Raw genomic sequence first — 23,989 nt, forward strand, 5'->3', positions numbered from 1 at the left:
AACGAGCCCACATGCTCAAGCTGAAAATGCGGGAAAGACCGTTTCCCGAGCTGTCCTACGCCAATGCGAGCCAGCCGGCGCTGACGCGCTGGTTCATCCATTCCATTGAAGGCCTGTCGGGGCGCGACCGCTATGCCGCGCTCTACGATTTCTGGCGCCGCCAGGTGGCGCCGACCGGCGAGCGCGTGTTCAGCCGCATGTTGGAGCTGATCGACGTCAAGGTGCGCAGCGCCGATCAATGGCCTCCTGCCAAGCTGCCTGACACACCGTTGGTGATCGTCGCCAACCATCCGTTCGGCATCGGCGACGGCATTGCCGTGCTGTCGCTGGCCGAGCAGCTCGGGCGTCCGTTCCGCGTCATGATCCACAAGGATCTGCTCAAGATCCGCGAGATGGAACCGTACTCGCTGCCGATCGACTTTTCCGAGACCAAGGACGCGGTGAAGAACAACATGGCGGTGCGCCATGAGGCAGTGCGGCTGTTGAAAGAGGGCGTCACCATCGTCGTGTTTCCGGCCGGAGGCGTCGCCACCGCGCCGAAAGGCTTTGGCCGGGCGCGCGATCTGCCGTGGAAGATGTTTCCGGCGCGCCTCGTGCAGGATGCCAAGGCGTCGGTGGTGCCGATGCATTTTTCCGGACAGAACGGCCGGCTGTTCCATCTGGTCAGCGGCCCGATGAACATGGCCGAGCGTGAGGGACGGGTGGCGAAATTCGTCGGCAAGGCGTCGCTGACGCTGCGCCTTTCAATGCTCATCCGCGAATTCGCACGCCTGTCCGGCAAGGCGATCGACGTGCGCGTCGGCAACGTGCTGCGCTGGGACGAACTGGAGCCGCTGCGCGACCGCAAGGCCTTGCTCGACCGTCTTCATCGCGGCGTCTTCGATCTGGCGCCCGATGCGCCGCGTGGCCGCGTCCATTTCCTGCCGCGCCGCCTGCGCAAGGCCGCCTGAGAAACGCTAACTAGGGCGTGTACTCATAAACGACGATCAGTCAATCAACGTTTCGACCAATCTCGGCCCTTTTGCTCAATAGCTCCTAGGGCAGTGGGAGCGGTTTGTCGCTGAGTGTACGCAAGTAGGCGATCAGGTTGACCCGTTCGGTCTCGTCCGGGACGCCAGGCACCTCCATGTAAACACCCGGCGTGGTGAGCATGGGCTCAAGCAGATATTTGTTCAGGTCCTCGTACGTCCATACACCCTCCAAGGCCAGCAAGGTGTCGGAGTAACGCATATTTGCCATGGATGCCTTGTCGCGGCCGACGACGCCCCATAAGTTCGGTCCCGTTTTGATCCCTCCCTGTGGCTCGGCATTGTGGCAACCGTGGCACACATGTGTGAAGTAGGTTCGGCCTTTCTCGACATCGGCAGCAGCCAACTTCATCGAGATCGGAGCTGGTGTTGGCAAGACGACGCCGTGCGACATGAGATAGTCGGCGACTTCGCGTTGCCCCTTGAATTTTGCCAGATGGAGCGGTGTCTTGCCGTCCTTTGTCTTCGCATTCACGTCCGCGCCGGCCTCAACCAGTGCTTTCACGCAATCGAGGCAACCGAGATTGACCGCGATGTGGATAGCGTTTTCGCGGCTGCGCTTCGAATTTGGATTTGCGCCCCCGTCCAGCAACAGATTGATCAAATCGGTCCTGCGTTTTGCCAAAGCCAGCATAAGGGCAGGACCCAAACGCGGGTCCGGGACGGCGTTGACGTCGGCACCGCGTTCAATGAGCAGTTTTGCCGCTGCAAAATGACCGCCTTTGACCGCAAGATAGAGTGGTGTCGTGCGCCCGTCGCTCTCATCGACGCCGGCACCAGCGTCGAGCGCTGCCGTGATAGCCGCAACATCGCCCTTCATGGCGGCGTCGTGAATATCGGCGGCATGCGATACAATCGGTGCAAGCAGTAGTGGAATGAAGAGCAAGGACATGCGCATTTGGCATCTCCCAAGGCAAACCGCGGTTCGCGTCGCTTTCAAGGCGGCAAAAACATACCACGAATGCCTGATCGTAGCCACTCCAACCGGTGCCCAGAAACGAATCGCAAGGTCCATCCGTCCGGCTTCGGGTTTATGAGTCCACGACCTAGTCGGCGCCTTCCTCGGGATCGATCGCCGAGGCCTCGGTGGCCAGGACCTCGATCTCCTGGTTCTGTCCGGCAACGACGGTAAAATCCTTCTGGTAGATGCGGTCGCGGTTCTTGGCGATGATGGTGTATTGGCCTTCGGCCAGCACCATCGAGGCGAAGGCGCCGACGGCTTCTTTGATCGGATCGCCGGATTCGTTGAGCAGCGACCAGGATGTATCGGCGATGGCTTCGCCGCCGGTCTCGCGCACCAGCTTCATGGTCATTTCAGCCGCACGATGCTCGACTGTGGCTTCGGTCAGCTTGCCGGCCTCGACGCGTATGTCGGAGCGAATGACGGCATTCACCGCGCCATAGGTGGAGACGACATGGTAGACGCCGGCGTTGAGCCGCACGACGCTGTTCGGCTCGACATCGGGGATGATCAAAGCGCGGTCGCCATTGGCCTCCGCGGTGCCCTCATAGATGGAAAAGCGCAGCTTTTTCGGTGGAATGCGCACGCCGCCCGACAGCACCGCGTCGAGCTTGAGGCCGCCGGCATCGAGCACCAGGCTTTCGCGCTTGGCGTCCTTGCCGACGGTGATGCGCTTGGTGGCGCCGGCGCGTCCGTAGGAGGCGTGCACCAGATAGCTGCCCGGTTCGAGCTGGAACACCGCGGTGCCGCCATGCGCGGACGCCACCATCGGCAGCTTGCCGTCGCTGGCGGCCTCGGGCTTGAACACGCGCCAGACGATGCCGCGGGTGATATCGGCGCCCTTGTCGGTAAGTTGGGCCGACAGCGTTATGGCGCCACCGCCACTAAGCGCCAGCGACGTCCCGCTTTTGGGCGATGTATAGCTCGAAATATCGGGGAGTTTCAGATTGGAGATGCCGTCGGCATTCTGCGCCATGGCCATCGAAGCCGGCACCATCAACAGCGCGGCGGCGAGCCAAATCAGGAAAAGGCGCAATGTCCCCTCAAACATGCCTTGCGTTGAAGCCCAAGGCGGTGGCAATTTCAAGGCTTAAGAGTCCGGTCCGCCTTGGCAACAGGCTCTTTCGTCCGGCGCGTCCGCGCCAATGCCCGAGCCGCCCCGATCCGCAATGGCGCGCTTCAGCTCAAAATCGAGTGCTTTAGGAGACCAGGCCCCCATGGCGTCGCCGATCATCGACTTCCTGCTGACCCGAAATTCCGCACCGATCCCTGAATTGAAGGAGCCGGCGCCCAGCGATGCCGATATCGCGACCATGATCGCGGCTGCAAGCCGTGTGCCTGATCACGGCCGGCTGGAGCCCTGGCGCTTCATCCTCTATCGCGGCCAAGCGCGCGTCGAGATCGGCAGGAAGCTCGCCGCCCTTGCCGAACAGCGCGAAGGACCGCTGCCGGAAAACCGCCACAACCAGGAGCTGGCGCGGTTTTCGCGTGCGCCGCTGGTGATCGGCGTGGTGTCGGTTCCGAAGGACAACCCAAAAATCCCGCAATGGGAAATGTTCCTATCCGGCGGCATGGCGGCGATGAACCTGATGATCGCGGCCAATGCGCTGGGCTACGGCACCAACATGATCAGCAACTGGTATTCCGACGTGGCCGAGGGCAGGGTACTGCTGGGGCTGGCGCCGCAGGAACGCGTCGTCGGCTTCGTCCATATCGGCTCCTACCAGGGGCCGGCGCCGGAACGGCCGCGGCCCGATCCGGCAAAGCTCTACGCCGACTACACCGGGCCGTGGAAGGCTTGAACGCGTGCCGTCGTGAGCCGGCGCATCCGTGCCGACGAGCGGCCGTTGGGCGGCGCTACACTCAACGGGACTAAGTAGAAACGCCCGCAGCGCCGGCCCGGGCCAGGAGCCGTTCGGCCAGCCGCAGATGTGGCCGGTCGTACATCTTGCCGTCAATGCCGACCACGCCGGGATTTCCGGCAGCTTCGAACGCTGCGACGATGGCCTGCGATCGTTCAATCGCCTCGGCCGATGGCGTGAAAGCAGCGTTGATGATCGGCACTTGCGCCGGATGGATCGCCATCTTGCCGGTAAAGCCGTCGCGCTCGGCCTCGGCGCATTCGGCTTCGAAGGCAGCCATGTCACGAAAGGCGGGGAAGACAGTGTCGATCGCCGCGACTTCGGCCGCGCCGGCGGCGAGGATGGTCATGGAGCGGGCAAGACGGAAGACATCGGTATAGCGGCCGTTGTCGTCGCGCGCGGCGCGCGCACCGATCGCAGCCGACAGGTCTTCCGCACCCCAGGTGAGGCCGGCAAGCCGGGCGCTTGCCCCCGCATAGCTCGCGGCGGCAAGCACGCCGGCAGCGGTCTCGGTGATGATCGGCAGGATTTTTATGCCGCCGTCCGGCAATCCGTTTTCGGCTTCGTGCACGCGGAGCTTTGCGGAGAGCTGCTGAACATCCTGGCCGCTGTTCGACTTCGGCAGCATGATGCCGTCGGGTTTGACTGCCACCAGCACTGCAAGATCATCGTCGGTCAATCCGGTCGAGAGATCGTTGACTCTGATATAGATGGCGGTTGTCTGCTGCCTGTTGCCGGCAATGAAGCGTGCCGCGATCTCTCGCGCCGCCACCTTGTTTTGTGACGCGACGGAATCCTCGAGGTCGACGATGACCACGTCGGCGCCGGCGCCAAAGCCTTTCTCCAGCTTCTTTTCGGAATCGCCGGGCACAAACAGCAGCGAGCGCATCAGATCGCCTTTTTCATCATCATCGCCTGGCGCGTGCATTTGGCGACAAGCACATCGCTTTGATTGTAGGCGCGATGCTCGAACTCGACGATGCCGCGGTCCGGTTTCGATTTCGAGTCCCGGACCGAGAGCACCGTCGTCTCGACACGGATGGTGTCGCCGTGGAAAACCGGGTGGGGAAACACCGTCTCCTTCATGCCGAGGTTGGCGACCGTGGTGCCGACGGTGATGTCATTGACGGAAATGCCGATCATCAGGCCGAGCGTGAACAGTGAATTGACCAGCGGTCTGCCCCATTCGCTTTTGGCGGCGAAGTCGAAGTCTATATGCAGCGGCTGCGGGTTCAGCGTCATCACCGAAAACAGCATGTTGTCGCTTTCGGTGACGGTCTTTCGCAGCGTGTGCCTGAAGACATGGCCGACGACGAACTCTTCGAGATAAAGCCCGGCCATTATCGTCCTCCTCTGCTGCCTGACGGTTGATAGGCGCTGCCCATGCCACCCGCAAGCCAGTTAATAAACATGGTGAACCGTTCGTAAACCATTTCTGCCTAGGGTCCTCGTGGGGCCGGAAACCTTCCGGCAAGGGGCAAAAGCAGGCGGCATGGTCGTTGTTTCGCATTTCCTGAAATGGATCTACACCGCCAAGGTATCGGAGCGTGCGGCCGCGGCAAGCGCGCTGGCCCGCGCCTATATCAACGCCGAACTGCCCTTTGAGGACCGCTGCGCTGCGGAGGCGGCGCTGACGCTGCTGCTTGACGACGCCTCGTCGAAGGTGCGGCTGGCGCTGGCCGAGGCACTGTCGATGAGCCACCACGCCCCGCTGCAGATCATCAGCGCGCTCGCCTCCGACCAGCCGGAAGTGGCAGCCCTGGTGCTGGCGCGCTCGCCGCTGCTTACCGATGCCGACCTGATCGACCGCGTTGCGGCCGGTCACAAGGCGACGCAAAAGCTGATCGCCGACCGGCCCGTCGTCTCGATGGCGGTTGCCGCGGCCATTGCCGAGATCGGCGAACCGGAAGCATGCGCCGCGCTGCTAGCCAATGACGGCGCCGATATAGCATCGCTCAGCTTTCGCCGTATGGCCGAGCGGCATGGCCATATCGCTCATTTGCGCGAGGCCATGGTCACCGATAGCAGGCTGCCTGCCGACTGCCGGCACATGCTGCTGGTCAAGCTCGGCGAAACGCTGAAGGGCTCACCACTGGTGATGGCGCTGATGGGGGCGGCCAGAGCCGAGCGCGTCACGCGCGATGCCTGCGTCAAGGCTTCGGTGCGGCTGGTCGAAGGCACGCGCACGGAGGAACATGCCGCACTCATCGAGCATCTGCGCCTGCGCGGTGACCTGACCGCAAGTTTCATCATCCGCACCATTGCCCATGGCAAGGTCGACTTCTTCGGCTCGACGCTGGTCGCGCTCAGCCAACAGTCGGAGCAACGGGTGCGGGCGCTGCTTGCCGGCGGCCAGGACGTTGCGCTGCAGGCGCTGTTTCGCGGCGCCGGCCTTGCCGCTCCCACCCACGCCATCATCCTGCGCGCGCTCAAGATCTGGCGCGAAGTCGCCAACGGCAAGCGCGTCGCCGGCGTGCAGGAAGTCAGTTGGCTGATGTTGAAGGAACTCGGCGGCCAGTCCACCGAGGGCGATCTCGCCGGCCTGGTCAAGTCGATCCATCTCGACGCCCTGCGCGAAAATGCGCGTGGGCATGCGCTGGCGATCGCCGCAGCATAACTGCTTAGCCCCGATCCTTGGCGAAAAAATCCGGAAAGTCCTCGATTGCGGCGGCGATGATGCGCAGCGAGGCTGCGATCTGCAGCGTGTCGGGACTGCCGCTGCACTCTGAGAGGCCGGCCGCATATTGCCGGGCGACGGCGATGGTTGCCGTCTGCGGATCGCCGGGTGCGCGAAAGAGCAGTTCACGCGCCAGGCCGCGCAGGAAATTGCCGATCGAAAGCGCGGTTTCGGAAGGAGTGGCCGTGCTCTGCTGCGCGGTGCGCAGGCGCAGGATTTCGAGGCCGACGGTGACGGCGGCGACGCCGCCGCCGAGGACGGCATCGCCTTTCCTGCCGGCATTCTGCAGGAGCGGCATCAACTGGTTGATGCGGTCATAGGCCAGGCTCTCGAAGGCAGAACGCCGCGGCACCCGCTCATGCAGGCAAAGCCGCGCCAGATCCTCGCGCATGGCGCGCACGATGCGGTTGGCCGCGAGCCATGGATCGGCGGGCAGCACGACGATGAAGACGCCGATCGCCAGCAGGATGCCGACCAGCACTGAAGCCGAGCCGGCGAAGAACGGGCCTGGAGCATAGGTCATCGCCTGATGCGGGCTGAGGAAGGCGAGGAAATTGATGGCAAAGGCGGTCGCCACGCCGACGGTGCGCGGATTGGCCATGCCCAGCGCCGTCGGTATCAGGATCGGCACCACAAACAGGGTGAACCAGCCGAAGCCGGGCAAAGCGGGCAGGGCGACCTGGCCGACAAGAAAGGCAAAGGGCAAAGCCAGCAGCGTTCCCTTGAAGAAGCCCCAGGACACCTGCACCGGGTCAGGACGCGCGGCGAAAAGACTGGAGACGACGGCAACGAGAATGACGGTGCCGGCCGCGTCGGACCATTTCGTCGTCAGCCAGAAGGCGGCGACCGCCAGCGTGGCAATGGCGGCGCGTATGGCATTGCGCGAGGCACCGGGGTAGTCGCGGTGCACCACCAGCGCAGGCTGTTGCCTGTTGCCCCGGCCAGGGCGCGTCATCGGTGAGCGCAAAGCGTCGAGGCCGCGCAGCACCTGCTTGAAGGCTTCGGCGAAATCGGCGGCGATGGTGAGGCGCGTTATGGTGCCGACCCTGTCGCTGCCTTGATCGATCGAGGCGTCGGGCATTTGCCGGGCCTTGACGGCGATCGCGTCGAGCCGCGTCACCCAGGGTGACGTATCGTCCAGTGCTTCGGGCATAACTGCCAGTTCGCTGACCAGCGACTGCAGTTCGGAGCGCACCGGGATAAGTGCTGCGTTTTTCGGCGCGGCGTGCGAATGCAGCGCGCGTGCCGCCGACAGCGCCGACAGGAGTTGGCCGATGGTGCGGCGGACCGGATGGGCGCGGGTGGCGAAGCTTGGCGCTTCGAGCCTGGCATAGGTGCGCATCTCGGCCAGCGTCTGGGCGTCACTGATCAGCTTGCCATGCAGGCCGGCCAGCGTCGCCGGGTCGCCGCCGGAAAAAGCGCCGCCTGCATAAATGGCAAGGTCGAGGATGCTGCGCTTGAGCCTGGAGATGATGGCGTCGGCCGCCAGCTTGGGCAGGATTAATCGGCTGGTCAGCCCGGCACAGACGATGCCGAGCACGATCTCGGCGCAGCGCGCGACAGCGAGATCGACGATCACATGCGGTTGGCCGAAGGCCGGCAGCCCAATGATCATCGCGGTATAGCCGGCAAGTGCGGCGCCATAGGCTTCCGGGTTGCGCAGCAGCGACGAAACCAGCGTGCACAGGCCGATCCAGACGGACAACGCCGTGACCAGCAGCCAGGGGTTGGTGCCGAAAACGGAGGTGATGCCGATCGCCGCAAGCCCACCGGCCAGCGTGCCGAGCAGCCGGTAAAAGCCTTTCGCCAGCACCATACCGGCGACCGGCTGGGCGACGATGAAGACTGTCATCATCGCCCATTGCGGGTGTTCGAGTTTTAGCGCGTAGGCAACGAGAAGCGCGATCAGGCCGGCCGAAACGGTGCGCAGCGCGAAAATCCAGTCCGAGCGTGTCGGCTGAGTCAGCCCCGCCAAACCGGCTTCGAAATAGCTCTTCAGCCGCGCCCAGATCACAAGCTGGTCTCCGTATCGGAAGCGCAGGCTAGACCGGCTGACGCTCAGATATCCAGCACTTCCGTCGCGGCGAATTCGGCGCGTTCCTGGATGAAGCGGAAGCGGGCCTCAGGCTTGGTTCCCATCAGCGCGTCGACCGCATCCTTGGTCGCCGCCACGGCATCGATGACATCGACCCTGAGCAGCGTGCGCTTCCTCGGGTCCATGGTGGTTTCCTTGAGCTGCGCTGCCATCATCTCGCCCAGGCCCTTGAAGCGGCCGATCTCGACCTTGGCGCGGCCGGTGAACTCGGTGCGCAAGAGCTCGTCCTTGTGCGCATCGTCGCGGGCGTAGGCGACCTTGCCGCCTTGCCGGATCGAATAGAGCGGCGGCACAGCCAGATAGAGATGGCCGCCATTCACCAGGTTCGGCATTTCCTGGTAGAAGAAGGTGATCAGCAGCGAGGCGATGTGGGCGCCGTCGACGTCGGCGTCGGTCATGATGATGACGCGGTCGTAGCGCAGATCCTCGTCGCGGTATTTTGAGCGCGTGCCGCAGCCGAGCGCCTGGATCAGATCCGAAATCTGCTGGTTGGCGGCCAGCTTGTCGTTGCCGGCGCTGGCGACGTTGAGGATTTTACCGCGCAGCGGCAGGACGGCCTGGCTGGCGCGGTCGCGCGCCTGCTTGGCCGAGCCGCCGGCCGAGTCGCCTTCAACGATGAACAACTCGGCGCCGGCTGCGGCATTCTGCGTGCAGTCGGCGAGCTTGCCGGGTAGCCTGAGCTTGCGCACCGCGCTCTTGCGCGACACTTCCTTTTCCTGACGCCGGCGCACCCGCTCGTCGGCGCGCGCGATCACCCATTCCAAGAGCTTGGAGGCTTCCTGCGGATTGTCGGCCAGCCAATGGTCGAAGGGATCGCGGATGGCGGTCTCGACAATGCGAATGGCCTCGATCGTCGCCAGCCGATCCTTGGTCTGGCCGACGAATTCCGGCTCGCGGATGAACACCGAAAGCATGCCTGCCGCCGAGATCATGACGTCTTCGGAGGTGACGATCGAGGCGCGCTTGTTGCCGACGAGATCGGCATAGGCGCGAAGCCCGCGTGTCAGCACATTGCGGAAGCCGGCTTCGTGCGTGCCGCCTTCGCCGGTCGGGATGGTGTTGCAGTAGGAGTTGATGAAGCCGTCGCCGCCGAACCAGGTCACCGCCCATTCCAGCGAGCCGTGGCCGCCCTGCTTCTCGCTCTTGCCGGCGAAGATTTCCCGCGTCACCTGGAAGTCGTCGCCGAGCGATGCCTTGAGGTAGTCCTTCAGGCCGCCGGGGAAATGGAACTCCGCCTTGGCCGGCGTCTGGTCCTTTTCCTTGATCAGCGACGGATCGCAGCTCCAGCGGATCTCGACACCGCCGAACAGGTAGGCTTTCGAGCGCGTCATGCGATAGAGCCGCGCCGGCTCGAAGGCTGCGCCCTTGCCGAAGATCTGCTCGTCGGGATGGAAGCGGATCTTGGTGCCGCGCCGGTTGTGCACTTCGCCGAGCTGCTCCAGCCCGCTCACCGGAACGCCACGAGAGAATCTTTGGCGGTAGAGCTGGCGGCCTCGCGCCACTTCGACTTCGAGATGGTCCGACAGCGCATTGACGACGGAGACGCCGACGCCGTGCAGGCCGCCCGAGGTCTCATAAACCTTGGAGTCGAATTTGCCGCCCGAATGCAGCGTCGTCATGATGACTTCGAGCGCCGGCTTCTTGAATTTGGGATGCGGATCGACCGGGATGCCGCGGCCATTGTCGGTAACGGTCAGAAACCCGTCGGCCGAAAGCTCGACGTCGATGAAGGTGGCATGGCCGGCGACCGCCTCGTCCATCGAATTGTCGATGACCTCGGCGAACAGATGGTGCATCGCCTTGTCATCGGTGCCGCCAATATACATGCCGGGACGGCGCCGCACCGGCTCCAGCCCTTCCAGCACCTCGATGTCGGCAGCGCTGTAGCCTTCGCTGCCATCCTTGGTCGCAACGGGACGCTTCGCGGCCTGCACAAGCGGATCAGCTGGACGCGCCGTTGTCCGGGTCGGTTGGGGCTGCTTTTCCAGATTGCCGAAAAGATCGTTGTTGTCGTCCATGCCTGCCATAGAATCCGGTGCCGCGAATCACCCGCCGATACTGCCACGCTTTTCAGCGCCAAGCGACGGAAGTTCCTGTTACGTTCGGGATTAACCCCTTCTTATCCTAAAACCTTTCGATAACCAAGCCGGCGGAAATAGGTCCGTGCGGACCGGCCGGGATTCCTGAATCTTTAACCAAGCGGCCTAGTGTGGGCCTCAATAAACAAAAGACCATCAGGGTGTCAGGGGTTAGTTGTGAGGGGCAAGGCCATAACTATGATCGGAATCGCCGCCGTCTTCGGCGCGATCTCGATCTTTGCCGCGGATTTCTGGGTCAAGAGCCAGGCCAGGACCGATGCCGAGGAAAAGACGGCGGCGATCCCGGCGCCCGTGACCCCAAAAGTTGAGTTCAAGACCATTGTGGTGGCCAACACACCGCTGCGTTACGGCATGGAACTCGACCGCGCACAGCTCAGTGAAATCCCATGGTCGGAAGAGTCCGTGCCGCAGGGCGCCTTCACCACCATCAACGCATTGCTTGCCGAAGGCAGCCGTGTTGTGCTGTCGCCGATCGAGATCAACGAGCCGGTGCTGCTCAGCAAGCTGTCGGGGCCGAACGGCCGCGCGACGCTGTCCAACATGATGACGCCCGGCATGCGGGCGGTGACCATCCGCACCGACGAGATCGCCGGGGTCGGGGGCTTCGTGATGCCGGGCGACCGCGTCGACGTGGTGCTGACACGCGATGCCGGCGAAATCCAGGAAGTGGCCAAGAATGCGCAAGGCGCGGCCGGTTCGACCGTTACCTCCGAAATCGTCGTCTCCGACGCCAGGGTGCTGACCGTCGGCCAGGGCGCCGACGAGCGCCAGACCACGCCGCAGATCGCCAATTCCGTAACCATCGAGGTAACAACGGACGGCGCGCAGAAAGTGGCGCTTGCCCGCACCGTCGGCACCTTGTCGCTGTCGCTCCGCTCCTCCGCCGACGGCGGTGCCGCAAAGGACGGCGTCACCACCATCTCATCCTTCGGCGGGTCGGTCGCGTCCGGCGTCCAGGCTGCTGCCGGCGCGCTGTTCACGGCCGCGACCAAGGAGCCTGAGAAGCCGAAATTCAAGACGATCATCGTGACGCGCGGCACGCAGGTCGAGGAATACCAGGTTCCTGCGCGGGACCAGCCATAACTGCCGGTGGGGACCGGGCGAGGGACGGGACAGATGTCGGGACTTCATGCATATCGGATGACGAAAGGGCTGCGCCCAATGCGGGCGCTTGCGATGGCGGCTTGCCTCGCCGCGGCCGCAATGCTCGGCCTCAGCGCGCCGGCCAGGGCCGACAACGACATCGTCTACGTGTCGTCGACCAAGAATGCGTCGATCAAGGTGGCCAAGGGCAAGCCGAAGACGATCATGACCAATGCCGCCTTCTACCAGATCGTCATCGGCGATCCGGAGATCGCCAACGTCAATCCGCTGACCGACAAATCCTTCTATGTGCTGGGCAACAATCTCGGCACCACCGGCGTCGCGCTGTTCGACGAGAACAAGCAGCTGGTCGGCACCATCGACATCGAGGTGACGTTGGACACCGACCAGCTGGCCAGCACCATCCGCGCCAGCGTGCCGGACGCCAAGATCAAGGTCGGCTCGGCCAATGGCCGCGTCGTGCTGTCGGGCGAGGCGGACGACGCGGTCGCCGCCGAGAAGGCGAGCAAGATCGCCAGCCGCTTCTCCGGCAATGAGGAAGTGATCAATTCGGTCAACATCTCGTCCTCGCAGCAGGTTCAGCTCAACGTCCGCTTCGTCGAGATCAACCGCCAGGCCGGACAGGATCTCGGCGCCAAATACAGCGCCAATTTCGCTTACGGACTTGGCGGGCGAGACGTCACCATCGAGCCGGGCTCGTTGCCGGCGGCGGGCAATGGCGAGATCATCGGCCGGCTGCTGTCGAACGGCCTGTCGATCGACGTTGCCATCAAGGCGCTGGAGGAGCGCGGCCTTGCCAGGCGGTTGGCCGAGCCGAACCTGATCGCCCGTTCGGGGCAGACGGCGAGCTTCCTCGCGGGCGGCGAGTTCCCGATCCCGGTTTCCGAGGACAATGGCAAGATCTCCGTCAGCTACAAGAAATACGGCGTCAGCCTGGATTTCACGCCAACCGTGCTGAAGGACGGGCTGGTCAGCCTCGACATCGCGCCGGAAGTGTCTTCGATCGATGCCTCGGCCTCCTACAATATCGGTGAGATTTCGGTGCCGGGCTTCATCGTGCGCCGCGCCAGGACGTCGGTCGACCTGAAGAACGGCCAGAGCTTCATGATCGCCGGTCTGCTGCAATCGCAGAACGACATCACCACGTCGCGCCTTCCCGGCCTCGGCAAGCTGCCGGTGCTCGGCCCGCTGTTCTCCTCGAAATCCTATCAGCGGCGCGAGACCGATCTGGTGATCATCGTCACCCCCTATCTGGTCAAGCCGGTCGATCCGTCGAAGAAGTTGCTCGAGCCGACCGACGGCACGCAGCCGGCAAGCAATGTCGACTATTTCCTCAACAACACCGAAGAAGTGAAGGCGTCCGACGCCAACCGCGCAATGGCAATGGCCAGCGGCAGCACGGCACAGCCGGCTCCGGTCACCACGGTCGGGCATTTCCTCGACCTGCCGAAGGATTGAAGCCATGCGCGTGGGACCATCCATTGCCCTGCTGCTCGCCGGCCTCGTCAGCGGCTGTACCAGCGACGACTATGTCCGCAGCGAGGGGCCGACGACCGGCGCCGGCAACGCGCAAGCTGCCAATACGGCCATGCAGATGGTCGATCCCTGGACATACGGCGTCCAGAACACCAGGCTGCTGGTGCCGGCGCAGCGCAGTGACGCGGCGATCAACGCCGCCGATCAGGCGGCTGCCGCCAAGGCCGTGCAACCAACAGCGACAACCGATTGATTTGCCTGGCGATTTGACCGGGAATGACCTGACAGGCTGACAAAATGGCAAGCGGCATCAAGACCAAGAAAATCCTGCTGGTGTCCAGCGACCGGACCTTTGTGCAGGATACGCGCACCGCATTCGCGGCCTCGGAGGTGATCCAGCTTTCGACCGTCGAGAAGAACATTACCGAACTGCGCGGCGAGGTCCAGGAAGCCGATTTCGGCGCGCTCATCGTCGACATGGATGCGGCGAAGCTGGAAGAGATCGAGTCGCTGCAGCGCATCATGCGCCGGCTCGAAGGCCGGGTTCCGGTCGTCGTCGTCACCCAGGAGTTCAACGCCGCCGCGGTGCGCATCCTGGTGCAGCTCCAGGTCGCCGATTTCCTGGTCAAGCCGATCACCACCGCAGACCTGGTGCGCTCCGTCATTCGCGCGCTGCAAGGGCCGGGACGCGAGGAAAACACCGAGTCGCAGATCTACACCTTCATGCCGGCCGCCGGCGGCGTCGGCACCACGACGCTGGCGTTGCAAACCGCCTTCCAGCTGCATCATTCGGTGACGCGCGGCGCGTCGACCTGCGTGGTCGACCTCAATTTCCAGCAGGGCGCCTGCGCCGAATATCTCGACCTTGAGCCGCGCTTCGACATCACCGAAATCGAGAACCAGCCCGAGCGCCTCGACCGGCAGCTGCTGGATGTGATGCTGTCCAAGCATGCCAGCGGGCTCTGCGTGCTGGCCGCCCCCACACATCCATCGGAAATGCGCTCGTTCAAGACCGATGTCGTGGTGCGCATGCTCGATCTCGTCTCGGCCTATTTCGACAATGTCGTCATCGACATGCCGCGCACCTGGTTCCCGTGGACGGAGACGGTGCTGCTCGGCTCCAACAAGCTCTACATCGTCGCCGAAATGACGGTGCCGTGCCTGCGCCACACACAGCGGCTGATCCAGGCGGTCTACGAGACGGCCGGCAAGGAAGTGAAGCCAAATGTCATCGTCAACCGGTTCGAGCAGAAGATGTTCGACAACGGTATCAAGCAGGCGGATGTGCAGGAAATTCTCGGCGAGCATTTCGTCGGCGGCATCTCCAACAATTACCGGCTGGTGCGCGAAGCGGTCGACCGCGGCGTGCCGCTGCACGAGATCGACCCGAACGCCAATGTCGTCAACGATCTGAAGAAGATCATCCTGCCGGAGGAAGCCGTGGCGACGCCGGAGAAATCACGCTCGCTGTTCGGCATCGGCAGGGGCCTCCTGAAGAGGAAAGCGGGATGACCAGTCGCTTCTCGACCCTGCAGAACCGTGACGTCCGCCCGCTGAAGCCGGCCGATGCGGCGCCGGTCGCGCATCATGCGGTGGTCATTCCGACGATCCGCAAGGCCTCACCGCCGAAGCCGGATACAACACCGGGAAAAAGCGCCAACAAGGTGCTCGACGCCCGCGTGCGCATTCACCGTCTGTTGCTCGAGGAAATCAACCTTGTCGCGCTGGAGCGCCTGCCCAAGGAAGAGATGCGCCGGCAGGTGCAGGAATTCGTATCGGAAAAGACCCGCCAGGAGCGGATGGCGATCAACACCGTCGAGCTCGAGTCGCTGGTCGACGACATCGTCGACGAGATGGTCGGCCTCGGTCCGCTGGAGCCGCTACTCAAGGACCCCGACATCAACGACATCCTGATCAACGGCCACCAGAACTGCTTTGTCGAAAAACGCGGCAAGCTGCAGCAGGTCCACATCCCGTTCAAGGATGAGGCGCACCTGTTGCGCATCATCAACAAGATCGTCGCCGCCGTCGGCCGCCGGGTCGACGAATCGCAGCCGATGGTTGACGCCCGCATGCTCGACGGCTCGCGCTTCAACGCCGCCATCCGGCCGGTGGGCGTCGACGGGCCACTGGTGTCGATCCGCAAGTTTTCCAAGAACAAGCTCGGCCTGCACAAACTGGTCGAGTTCGGCGCCATCACCCAGAACATGGCCGAGGTGCTGGCCGCCGCCGTGCATGCCCGCAAGACCACCATCATCTCGGGCGGCACCGGCACCGGCAAGACGACGATGCTCAACGCGCTGTCGGCCTTCATTCCGGAAGACGAGCGGCTGATCACCATCGAGGACGCGGCCGAACTACAACTGCAGCAGCCGCATGTCGCGCGCATGGAAACGCGCCCCGCCAACATTGAAGGTCATGGCGAGCTGAAGCAGCGCGACCTGGTCAAGAACGCGCTGCGCATGCGCCCCGACCGCGTCATCCTCGGCGAGTGCCGCGGCGAGGAGGCCTTCGACATGCTGCAGGCGATGAACACGGGCCATGAAGGTTCGATGGCGACCATCCACGCCAACACGCCGCGCGACGCCATTTCACGCCTCGAGCAGATGCTGGGCATGACAGGCATGCCCATGACGGTGCAGTCGATCCGCAGCCAGATCGCCAGCGCGCTCGACCTTATCGTCCAGCTGACGCGCCTCTCCGACGGCAAGCGCAAGGTGACCAGCGTCGCCGAGGTGACCGGCATGGAAGGCGACGTCATCCAGATGCAGGAGATATTCCGCTTCGTGCGCACTGGCATGGAAGCCGACGGCACCATCCTCGGTCACTACGAGGCGACCGGCATTCGCCCGCGCTTTCTTGAGGATCTGCGCAATATGGGCATCGAATTCCCCGGTAAATATTTCGAACCCGGCCGACCGCAGGAGTAGGCTGGTGTTCGAGAGTTTCAGCCCGATCTATGTCGTCTATGCCGCGGCAGCGCTGACCGGCATCATGATCGCCGAAGGCTGTTATCTGCTTTATGCCGGCCGTAGCGACAAGCGCCTGGCCATCAACCGGCGCATGAAGCTGCAGGAAAACAAGATCAGCCAGGAACAGGTGCTGATCCAGCTGCGCAAGGAGCGCGGCCTGGACGCCGGCACCTCACTGTTCTCGCCCGATCGTTTTCGCGCCTTGCGTACGCAGTCGGGCATGGTGATGCCGTTGCCGAAATTCCTGATGATCACAACGTGCGTGGCGCTGGCGATGATGCTCACCGCGCTCTGGTACGGTCTGCCGCTGCTGCTCGCCATCTTGCTGTTTGTGATGCTCGCGCCACTGCTGCCGGTGCTGGTGCTGCGTAGCAAACGCAGCCGCCGGGTCAAGCGGTTCGGCGTGCAACTGCCGGAAGCGCTGGAGTTGATCACGCGCGGCCTTAAAGCCGGGCATCCGGTCCCGGTGGCGATCTCCATGGTGTCGCGCGAGATGCCTGATCCGATCGGCACAGAGTTCGGCGTTATCTCCGACGAGGTGACCTATGGTTCCGACCTGGTCTCGGCGTTGAACTCACTGTTCGACCGGGTCGGCCAGGAGGATCTGCCGCTGTTCGTCACGGCGGTGTCGATCCAGACGAGTTCTGGCGGCAATCTGCGCGAGATCCTCGACGGGCTGTCAACGACGATCCGCGAGCGCGGCAAGCTGCGCCGCAAGGTGCGCGCCATTTCGACGGAAGGCCGCATGTCGGCCTATATCCTGACTGCGGTGCCCGCGCTGCTGTTCGCCGCCATCATGGTGCTGATGCCGCAATTTTACAGCCAGGTCTGGGATGTGCCGAAGACCTGGTACCTGCTGGGCGGCTCGGTGTCATGGCTGATGCTGGGCAACATCATCATGTTCAAGATGTCGAACTTCCGGTTCTGAGATGGAACAGGTGATCCAGTTCCTCGCCTCGCTGGCGCCGACCTCGATGATGCCGGTGGCTGCGCTGCTCCTGGCATTGGGCGGCGGCGCGGTGGCATGGCCGCTGGTGTTAGCCAAAGGCGACCGCAACGATCTCAAGCGCCGGCTCAAGGTCGACGACAAGAAGGCTCCCGAACAGGTCGAGGCGGCGCCGAAGAAGAGCCAGAGCGTCGTGCGCGAGAAGGCGGTGAAGCGGGCGCAGGAATTCTACGCCAAGAGCGATCCGGAAAATGTCGCCCGGCTGCGCATGAAGCTGATCCAGGCGGGCTATATGGAGCCGCGCGCGGTCGGCACGTTCTTCCTGATCCGCTTCGCCTGCCTCGTGGGCGCGGCGATCGGCGCGTTCCTGGTCAATCAGTGGATGGCGAGCGCCGATTCCACCGCGACCAGCCGCTGGACCTTCATCATCCTGTCGGGAGCCGCCGGTTATTTCGTGCCCGGCCTGGTGCTCAGCCAGAAGGTGCGGGAAAAAATGCGCGAATACCGCAACGGCTTTCCCGACTTCATGGATTTGATGATCGTCTGCTCGGATGCCGGCATGAGCATGGAAGCCGGCATCGAGCGCGTCTCGAAGGAACTGGCCAAGACCTATCCGTCGCTCAGCCAGAACCTGCAGTTGGTGTCGCTGGAACTGAGGGCCGGCCGCAGCCTCGACGATGCCCTGAAGGCGCTCGCCGACCGCCTCAGCCTTGACGAGGTGCGCTCCTTCGCCACGCTCCTGCAGCAGTCCAAGGAACTCGGCACCAGCCTCGCCGGGGCGCTGCGTGTGTTCTCCGACGAAATGCGCCACAAGCGCATGTCGCTGGCGGAGGAAAAGGCACATGCCTTGCCGGCCAAGATGTCGGTGCCGGTGGTGGTGTGCATCCTGCCGGTGGTGCTGATGATCGCCGTCATTCCGATCATCGTCAAAATGACTGCCGCGCAGTAGATACGTCGGAGCCGCCCGGCGACTTCCTGCGGTTACTCACTTCAATTAGCCCTGCCTGGATTTCGCGGGGCCCGGCCAGTGCGGCTGCTTCGGCAAAACCAGCAAATGAGTGATCAGCCAATGCGAATAATCTTGAGCACCGTCTTCCTCAGCCTTGCCACGGCCGGCTTGTCGCCTGCCCAGGCTGCGGCCGGCGACTGCGGCGATGCTGCCGCTCTCGTGCAACAGGCCTATCCCAAGGCTCGCAAGAGTGCTGACGGCACCTCGTTCACACTCGAGCCCCATACCAGCATCGCTCAAACCCTCCGGGACGGCGATACGCCGTTCGGTCTCGTCTGCAAGGTCTGGCCCGCCCATGACGAATTGTTGCTGGTCGCGGTGCCACTGATTGATAGCTCCCAATCCAGCGACGACCGACACGTCGGCGATATCGAGTTGCTGGTGGTCGACCGGAACAGCCTGCAGGTGCGCCAGCGGTTGCTCCAGCCTGATCTGATGACGGATGACGCCATCGCAATCCGCGAGATCGAGTTCGACACCGGCCACTATGGGCTGGCCCCTGGTATCACCGCCTTCGGCCTGCGCATCGAGATGGCAAACCATTCGCAGCCGAATCCCTTTAGCGAGACCGATCTGCGGCTCTATGCGGTTGACGGCAACGGCCTGCGGGTGGTGCTCGCTGGCATGATGGTGGCAGGCAGTGGCGGCGAGGGCGATACCAACTGCGCAGGATCGTTTCATTCCACTCAGGTGACGCTGACCATGGGCCGGGCGATACATCACGGCTATCACGACATTCACGTGGCCGAGCGATCGGATACCGATAATCCATTTCCTGATGCGAACGGGGAGTGCCAGTCCCATCCCGGCAAGTCCACAGGCCATACCTACCGGCTGCGTTATGACGGCAGCCGCTATCCGGTTCCGGCGGCGCTCAACGCCTTGGAACCTTGAGGCCGCTCGCGTCGGTGCCGATCGAAGGCTGCGCCTGGTGGTTAATGGACGGTGTGCCGGGAACCAAATTTTCAGCGCATTTCAGCACCGAAGCTTAATCGCTCTCCTGTACACATGATCCCCAGAGAATGACCCGGTAAATCGGGCGACTGGGGCAGGGGCATGCGTCACAGAAGTTTCACGGCAATGGCCGCGCTAGCGGCCGTCTTGGCGGTCAGCGGTTGTACGACTGAGAATGTCGACAAGACCAAGACCACATCTATCCAACCGGCGGCAAAGGACGTCAGCACGTCCGACCTGGCGCAGGGCAAGGCGCAGTTCCGCGACGCCAATTACGGTCTTGCCGAACAGCATTTCCGCAAGGCCGTGGAGCTGAAGGCCGACAGTGCCGAGGGATGGATGGGGCTGGCCGCGTCCTACGACGAGCTCGGCCGCTTCGACTTCGCCGACCGCGCCTACGACCAGCTGTTGAAGGTTGCCGGGCGCAAGCCGCAGATCGTCAACAATATGGGCTATTCGCAGCTGCTGCGCGGCAACAAGAAGAAGGCAAGAGCCCTGCTGATGGAAGCAAGGGCCGGCATGGCCGACCCGACCGTGGTCAACGCCAATCTGGCGCTGCTCAACAAGGGGTGAGGCTTCGCAACCGTCGTTTGCGGTATCTGCCGCGATCTATCGACGGTTTGTAAACCCTGTCGGAAATTTGCACTGCAAGCCCGGTCAAAAACGGTATCTCGAAGCGGCCGCTCGCCTATGATGCGGTGCAACCGACGATCCCTGAAGGCTGTCGTTCACCCATGCTGGATTTCAGTTCGCTCCTGCTGGCGGCTGCGCTGTCGGGCACATGCCTCAGCGTTACCATGTTTGCGATCTGGTTCACGGCGCCGCGTGCGCGCTTTGTGCTAACGGTGGCGTGCGGCATTCTGGTCCTTGTCGCCCATGTCATCGTGTTCTGGCGCTACACAAGGGAGCCCAACCCTTGGCTTTGCCAGACGGCATTAGCACTTCTCAGCCTCGGGTTCCTGGCCCTCTCGCTTTCGGCCATGCAGTATCTCGGTGTGCGCGACCACAGTCGAGCCGTCCTGCCGACCCTGCTTGCGATGGCGATCTGCGCCGGCGTGACCTATCTCGGTTTCGACGGTGTCGGTTTCATCCTCACCTATACGACGGTAACGGTGCTGCTCGCCTCGATCGGGGTGATGTTCTGGACCAAGGGCGGCGGTCATGATCGCGGCATTCTTCTGGTCGTCTCAGCTCTGAGCGGTGTCTGCGGGCTGTCCTTCGGGCTCTGCGGTGCGGTGCTTCTGGTCAAGGGCCAGTGGGTGCTTGGCGTCGCGCCCGACAATTGGGCCGAGCGGCTGAATTCGGTCGTCGCGGTCGCCTGCATGACGGCGCTCGGCGCGCTGACGCTGTCGCTGCACCATTTGCAGGCGCAGATCGAGTTGAAGGCCGAGACCTTGACCGACCCGCTGACCGGCCTGATGAACCGGCGGGCTTTGAATTCACTCTATGGCGAGCGCGTCTTCGGTCCGTTCATGTCGGTCGCCATGTTCGACCTCGATCATTTCAAGCGGACCAACGATGTCTATGGCCATCCGGTCGGCGACCGGGTGCTGTGCCGCTTCGCCGCAATCATCAAGAAGTATGACAGGGCCGGCGTCGATGCCTTCCGGCTGGGCGGCGAGGAGTTCGCGCTGGTCATGTCGCGGATGACCGAGGACAAGGCCTACGATCTCGCCAGCAAGATCGGCGTCGCCTTCGGTACGGACGTAGTGCCGACGCCGCGCGGTCCGCTGCGCAGCAGCGTCAGCGGCGGCATCGGCTTCGGCGCGGAGGGCGGCAGCAGCCTCGACGAGGTGCTGGCCGAGGCCGACAAGGCGCTCTACGCGGCCAAGCACGCCGGGCGAAACCGCGTGCTGATCCTGGACAAGACGAACAAGGCCGACGGGCCGGCCTTGCGTTCTGCTTGATCCATTTGCTTTTCCGCAATTCCCAAGGGAAAGCGCTGCGCGCTTTTCCCGGGAAAACCGCGTCGCATTTTCCCTGCTTGTAGCCTCTACTCGGCGGCGCCGAGATATTCCGACAGCGGCGGGCAGGAGCAGACGAGGTTGCGGTCGCCGGCGACATTGTCGATGCGCGACACCGGCGGCCAGTACTTGGCTGATGTATCGGCGTCGCCGGCAGGGTAGGCCGCTTCCAGCCGCGAATAAGGATGGGTCCACTGGCCGGCAAGCGTCTCGGCCGCCGTGTGCGGCGCGTTGACCAGCGGGTTGTCCTCAAGCGGCCATTCTCCCTTCGCCACCTTGGCGGCCTCGCCGGCGATGGCGATCATCGCCTCGCAGAACCGGTCGAGCTCGCGCTTGGGCTCGGACTCGGTTGGCTCGACCATCAGCGTGCCGGCGACCGGGAACGACATGGTCGGCGCGTGAAAACCGTAGTCGATCAGGCGCTTGGCGATGTCGTCGACACTGATGCCGGCGCTTTCCTTGAGCACGCGGGTGTCGAGGATGCATTCATGCGCGATGCGATCGTGCCTGCCCTTATAGAGAAGCGGGAAGTACGGCGCGAGCCGCGTCGCCACATAGTTGGCCGAGATGATCGCCGTCTCCGTCGCCTGCTTCAGCCCGCCGGCGCCCATCATGCGGATGTACATCCAGGTGATCGGCAGGATGGAAGCGCTGCCGAACGGTGCGGCCGACACGGCATGCGCCGAGCCTTCGGTGACATGACCCGGCAGATAGGGCTTGAGATGCGCCCTGACGCCGATCGGACCGACGCCCGGACCGCCGCCGCCATGCGGAATGCAGAAGGTCTTGTGCAGGTTCATATGGCAGACATCGGCCCCGATGTCGGCGGGCCGCGCCAGGGCGACCAGCGCATTGAGGTTGGCGCCGTCGAAATAGACCTGGCCGCCATGCTCATGGATCAGGGCGCAGAGGTGGCGCGCGCCTTCTTCGTAGACGCCGTGCGTCGAAGGATAGGTGAACATCAGCGCTGCGAGATTCTTCGAATGCTCGTTGGCCTTGGCCCGCATATCGTCCATGTCGATATTGCCGTCCTCAAGGCAACGCACGACGACGACGCTCATGCCGGCCATGGCCGCACTCGCCGGATTGGTGCCATGCGCGGAGGAGGGGATCAGGCAGATGGTGCGATGGCCCTCGCCGCGCGCGCGGTGATAGGCGCGGATGGCAAGCAGGCCGGCATATTCGCCCTGGCTGCCGGCATTGGGCTGCAGGCTGACAGCATCGAAGCCGGTAATCTCCGACAGCCATCCCTCCAGTTCGCCGACCATGGCGCGATACCCCTGCGAATGGCTGGCCGGCGCGAAGGGATGCAGATTGGCGACGCTCGGCCAGCTCACCGGCATCATTTCGGCCGCGGCGTTGAGCTTCATGGTGCAGGAGCCCAGCGGGATCATGGTGCGGTCGAGCGCCAGATCCTTGTCGGCCAGCCGGCGCAGCAAGCGCATCATGTCGGTCTCGGAGTGGTTCTCGCGGAAGACCGGCTGGGTCAAAAACTCCTTGCCGCGCGGCTTGCCGGGCATTGCGCCGGCTTCGGCGGTGCCTGGCTTGGTGCCGAACAGGGCGGCGATCGCCTCGAGATCGGCTTCGGTCGAGGTTTCGTCGAAGGCGATGCTGATGCGGTCGGCATCGATGATGCGCAGCAGCCGGCCACCCTTTTCAGCGGCAGCCGCAATCGAAGCAGCCTTGCCTTTCACGTCGGCCGTCACTGTGTCGAAACGGCGTAAGCCGAGCACCGAAACGCCTGATGCCTTCAGGCCTGCCGCGAGGCGATTGGCGAGCTCATGGATGCGCGCTGCAATCGCCTGCAGTCCGGCGGGGCCATGCCAGATCGCATAGGCCGTCGCCATGTTGGCAAGCAGCGCCTGCGCGGTGCAGATGTTGGAGGTCGCCTTGTCGCGGCGGATATGCTGTTCGCGTGTCTGCAGGGCAAGACGATAGCCCGGGCGGCCTTTGCTGTCGGTGGACTGGCCGACGAGGCGGCCAGGCATCAGCCGGGTCAGTTTGTCGGAGACGGCGCAATAGGCGGCGTGCGGGCCGCCAAAGCCCATCGGCACGCCAAAGCGCTGCATCGGGCCGACGGCGATGTCGGCGCCGAGCTTGGCCGGGGCATCGGTCAGCGTGAGCGCGAGCGGATCGGCGATGAAGACGACGACCGCACCGGTGGCGCGGGCCTTGTCGATCGCCGCCTTGTGGTCGCCATAGACACCAAATGTGTCCGGCCAGGAGACGAGCAGAGCGGCTGTGTTGTCGTCGATGGTCTCGCCGTCGATCTCGATGCCGAGCGGCTCGGCGCGGGTACGCACGACGTCCAGCGTCTGCGGGTGTGGCGTACCGGCCAGCGCCACCTTGGTGCGCTTGTCGCGATGATGGCGCAAGGCGATGCCGACGGCTTCAGCCACCGCCGTCGCCTCATCGAGCAGCGAGGCCGAGGCCACGGGCAGCCCGGTTAGTTCGGTGACCAGGGTCTGGAAATTGAACAGCATTTCCAGGCGGCCCTGGCTGATCTCGGCCTGGTAGGGCGTATAGGCGGTGTACCAGGCCGGGTTCTCGAACAGGTTGCGCTGGATGACCGGCGGCACATGGACGCCGTGATAGCCGGCGCCGATGAAGCTCTTCAGCACCGTGTTCTTCGCCATGGTCGCCGACAATTCGGCCAATGCTTCGGCTTCGCTCGCCGGTGCGGGCAGGGTCAGCGGCAGGTCGAGGCGGATCGACTGCGGCACGGCCTGGCTGATCAGCGTCTCGACGGAGGGAACGCCGATCACGGCAAGCATGGCTCTGACATCATTGACATCAGGGCCGATATGGCGGGCCGAGAAGGGGGTAAGTGCTGCGCTCATCG

The 23,989-nt window shown here is 63.8% G+C and carries 20 protein-coding genes; 13 read left to right on the forward strand and 7 right to left on the reverse strand.

Annotated features, from left to right (window positions below; translation table 11 throughout):
* Window positions 1-11: 11 nt before the first annotated feature.
* The gene (locus AC04SG_RS16540; RefSeq protein WP_488551897.1) at window positions 12-950 is read left to right on the forward strand and encodes a lysophospholipid acyltransferase family protein; all 939 of its coding nucleotides are present in this window, start codon (window positions 12-14) and stop codon (window positions 948-950) included.
* 85 nt (window positions 951-1,035) lie between these two features.
* Here AC04SG_RS16540 and AC04SG_RS16545 read toward each other — a convergent pair whose 3' ends face one another.
* Entirely contained in the window at window positions 1,036-1,926 is an 891-nt protein-coding gene (locus AC04SG_RS16545; RefSeq protein ID WP_436260197.1) for an ankyrin repeat domain-containing protein, read from the reverse strand.
* Between the two features lie 148 nt (window positions 1,927-2,074).
* Window positions 2,075-3,040, reverse strand: a complete 966-nt coding sequence (locus AC04SG_RS16550) for a hypothetical protein (RefSeq protein WP_488551898.1) — start codon at window positions 3,038-3,040, stop codon at window positions 2,075-2,077.
* A gap of 166 nt (window positions 3,041-3,206) precedes the next feature.
* Between AC04SG_RS16550 and AC04SG_RS16555 the strand changes: the two genes are divergently transcribed.
* Window positions 3,207-3,791 carry a nitroreductase family protein gene (locus AC04SG_RS16555; protein ID WP_488551899.1) on the forward strand — a complete coding sequence of 195 codons (585 nt, stop codon included), beginning with the start codon at window positions 3,207-3,209 and terminating at the stop codon, window positions 3,789-3,791.
* A 70-nt stretch (window positions 3,792-3,861) separates the two neighbouring features.
* Here AC04SG_RS16555 and AC04SG_RS16560 read toward each other — a convergent pair whose 3' ends face one another.
* Window positions 3,862-4,740, reverse strand: coding sequence for an HpcH/HpaI aldolase/citrate lyase family protein (locus tag AC04SG_RS16560; protein ID WP_488551900.1), 879 nt, complete (start codon window positions 4,738-4,740; stop codon window positions 3,862-3,864).
* Entirely contained in the window at window positions 4,740-5,252 is a 513-nt protein-coding gene (locus AC04SG_RS16565; RefSeq protein ID WP_488551937.1) for a MaoC family dehydratase, read from the reverse strand. The genes AC04SG_RS16560 and AC04SG_RS16565 overlap by 1 nt, the downstream gene beginning before the upstream one ends.
* Window positions 5,253-5,343: 91 nt before the next feature.
* Between AC04SG_RS16565 and AC04SG_RS16570 the strand changes: the two genes are divergently transcribed.
* Window positions 5,344-6,468, forward strand: a complete 1,125-nt coding sequence (locus tag AC04SG_RS16570) for a DUF2336 domain-containing protein (RefSeq protein ID WP_488551901.1) — start codon at window positions 5,344-5,346, stop codon at window positions 6,466-6,468.
* A 4-nt stretch (window positions 6,469-6,472) separates the two neighbouring features.
* Here AC04SG_RS16570 and AC04SG_RS16575 read toward each other — a convergent pair whose 3' ends face one another.
* Both AC04SG_RS16575 and parE read right to left on the reverse strand, forming a co-directional pair.
* Window positions 6,473-8,542, reverse strand: a complete 2,070-nt coding sequence (locus AC04SG_RS16575) for an FUSC family protein (protein ID WP_488551902.1) — start codon at window positions 8,540-8,542, stop codon at window positions 6,473-6,475.
* Window positions 8,543-8,586: 44 nt separating this feature from the next.
* Complete coding sequence (parE, locus tag AC04SG_RS16580; protein ID WP_112564842.1) at window positions 8,587-10,641, reverse strand: DNA topoisomerase IV subunit B; 2,055 nt, start codon at window positions 10,639-10,641, stop codon at window positions 8,587-8,589.
* 258 nt (window positions 10,642-10,899) lie between these two features.
* On the opposite strand from parE, the gene cpaB reads away from it, so the two are divergent.
* From cpaB to AC04SG_RS16630, 10 genes are all read left to right on the forward strand, one after another.
* A complete protein-coding gene (gene cpaB / locus AC04SG_RS16585) occupies window positions 10,900-11,805 on the forward strand; it encodes a Flp pilus assembly protein CpaB (protein ID WP_488551903.1) in 906 nt (301 codons plus the stop codon).
* 78 nt (window positions 11,806-11,883) lie between these two features.
* Window positions 11,884-13,284 (forward strand): type II and III secretion system protein family protein, encoded by a 1,401-nt coding sequence (locus tag AC04SG_RS16590; RefSeq protein WP_488551904.1) that lies wholly within the window; start codon window positions 11,884-11,886, stop codon window positions 13,282-13,284.
* A 4-nt stretch (window positions 13,285-13,288) separates the two neighbouring features.
* The gene (locus AC04SG_RS16595) at window positions 13,289-13,555 is read left to right on the forward strand and encodes a hypothetical protein (protein ID WP_488551905.1); all 267 of its coding nucleotides are present in this window, start codon (window positions 13,289-13,291) and stop codon (window positions 13,553-13,555) included.
* A gap of 44 nt (window positions 13,556-13,599) precedes the next feature.
* Window positions 13,600-14,814: a CpaE/TadZ family protein gene (locus AC04SG_RS16600; RefSeq protein WP_488551906.1), complete on the forward strand. Its 1,215-nt coding sequence runs from the start codon at window positions 13,600-13,602 to the stop codon at window positions 14,812-14,814.
* Complete coding sequence (locus AC04SG_RS16605; protein ID WP_192258762.1) at window positions 14,811-16,232, forward strand: TadA family conjugal transfer-associated ATPase; 1,422 nt, start codon at window positions 14,811-14,813, stop codon at window positions 16,230-16,232. Before AC04SG_RS16600 ends, AC04SG_RS16605 begins: the two co-directional genes overlap by 4 nt.
* Before the next feature lie 4 nt (window positions 16,233-16,236).
* The gene (locus AC04SG_RS16610) at window positions 16,237-17,202 is read left to right on the forward strand and encodes a type II secretion system F family protein (protein ID WP_488551907.1); all 966 of its coding nucleotides are present in this window, start codon (window positions 16,237-16,239) and stop codon (window positions 17,200-17,202) included.
* Between the two features lies 1 nt (window position 17,203).
* A complete protein-coding gene (locus AC04SG_RS16615) occupies window positions 17,204-18,169 on the forward strand; it encodes a type II secretion system F family protein (protein ID WP_488551908.1) in 966 nt (321 codons plus the stop codon).
* A 132-nt stretch (window positions 18,170-18,301) separates the two neighbouring features.
* The gene (locus tag AC04SG_RS16620; RefSeq protein WP_488551909.1) at window positions 18,302-19,123 is read left to right on the forward strand and encodes a PA3715 family protein; all 822 of its coding nucleotides are present in this window, start codon (window positions 18,302-18,304) and stop codon (window positions 19,121-19,123) included.
* 186 nt (window positions 19,124-19,309) lie between these two features.
* On the forward strand, window positions 19,310-19,756 hold the full coding sequence (locus AC04SG_RS16625; RefSeq protein WP_477308386.1) for a hypothetical protein: 447 nt from the start codon (window positions 19,310-19,312) through the stop codon (window positions 19,754-19,756).
* Window positions 19,757-19,917: 161 nt separating this feature from the next.
* On the forward strand, window positions 19,918-21,090 hold the full coding sequence (locus AC04SG_RS16630) for a GGDEF domain-containing protein (RefSeq protein ID WP_488551910.1): 1,173 nt from the start codon (window positions 19,918-19,920) through the stop codon (window positions 21,088-21,090).
* An 86-nt stretch (window positions 21,091-21,176) separates the two neighbouring features.
* On the opposite strand, the gene gcvP is transcribed toward AC04SG_RS16630, so the two are convergent.
* Window positions 21,177-23,987: an aminomethyl-transferring glycine dehydrogenase gene (gene gcvP, locus AC04SG_RS16635; RefSeq protein ID WP_488551911.1), complete on the reverse strand. Its 2,811-nt coding sequence runs from the start codon at window positions 23,985-23,987 to the stop codon at window positions 21,177-21,179.
* Window positions 23,988-23,989 lie beyond the last annotated feature (2 nt).

Source organism: Mesorhizobium sp. CNPSo 4684 (assembly GCF_057784315.1).

Bases quoted from the DNA above. Each gene is read 5' to 3' on its own strand.
- AC04SG_RS16540 (WP_488551897.1), top strand. From the start codon at position 12: ATGCTCAAGCTGAAAATGCGGGAAAGACCGTTTCCCGAGCTGTCCTAC.
- AC04SG_RS16545 (WP_436260197.1), bottom strand. From the start codon at position 1,926: ATGCGCATGTCCTTGCTCTTCATTCCACTACTGCTTGCACCGATTGTA.
- AC04SG_RS16550 (WP_488551898.1), bottom strand. From the start codon at position 3,040: ATGTTTGAGGGGACATTGCGCCTTTTCCTGATTTGGCTCGCCGCCGCG.
- AC04SG_RS16555 (WP_488551899.1), top strand. From the start codon at position 3,207: ATGGCGTCGCCGATCATCGACTTCCTGCTGACCCGAAATTCCGCACCG.
- AC04SG_RS16560 (WP_488551900.1), bottom strand. From the start codon at position 4,740: ATGCGCTCGCTGCTGTTTGTGCCCGGCGATTCCGAAAAGAAGCTGGAG.
- AC04SG_RS16570 (WP_488551901.1), top strand. From the start codon at position 5,344: ATGGTCGTTGTTTCGCATTTCCTGAAATGGATCTACACCGCCAAGGTA.
- parE (WP_112564842.1), bottom strand. From the start codon at position 10,641: ATGGACGACAACAACGATCTTTTCGGCAATCTGGAAAAGCAGCCCCAA.
- cpaB (WP_488551903.1), top strand. From the start codon at position 10,900: ATGATCGGAATCGCCGCCGTCTTCGGCGCGATCTCGATCTTTGCCGCG.
- AC04SG_RS16590 (WP_488551904.1), top strand. From the start codon at position 11,884: ATGCGGGCGCTTGCGATGGCGGCTTGCCTCGCCGCGGCCGCAATGCTC.
- AC04SG_RS16595 (WP_488551905.1), top strand. From the start codon at position 13,289: ATGCGCGTGGGACCATCCATTGCCCTGCTGCTCGCCGGCCTCGTCAGC.
- AC04SG_RS16600 (WP_488551906.1), top strand. From the start codon at position 13,600: ATGGCAAGCGGCATCAAGACCAAGAAAATCCTGCTGGTGTCCAGCGAC.
- AC04SG_RS16605 (WP_192258762.1), top strand. From the start codon at position 14,811: ATGACCAGTCGCTTCTCGACCCTGCAGAACCGTGACGTCCGCCCGCTG.
- AC04SG_RS16615 (WP_488551908.1), top strand. From the start codon at position 17,204: ATGGAACAGGTGATCCAGTTCCTCGCCTCGCTGGCGCCGACCTCGATG.
- AC04SG_RS16625 (WP_477308386.1), top strand. From the start codon at position 19,310: ATGGCCGCGCTAGCGGCCGTCTTGGCGGTCAGCGGTTGTACGACTGAG.
- AC04SG_RS16630 (WP_488551910.1), top strand. From the start codon at position 19,918: ATGCTGGATTTCAGTTCGCTCCTGCTGGCGGCTGCGCTGTCGGGCACA.
- gcvP (WP_488551911.1), bottom strand. From the start codon at position 23,987: ATGAGCGCAGCACTTACCCCCTTCTCGGCCCGCCATATCGGCCCTGAT.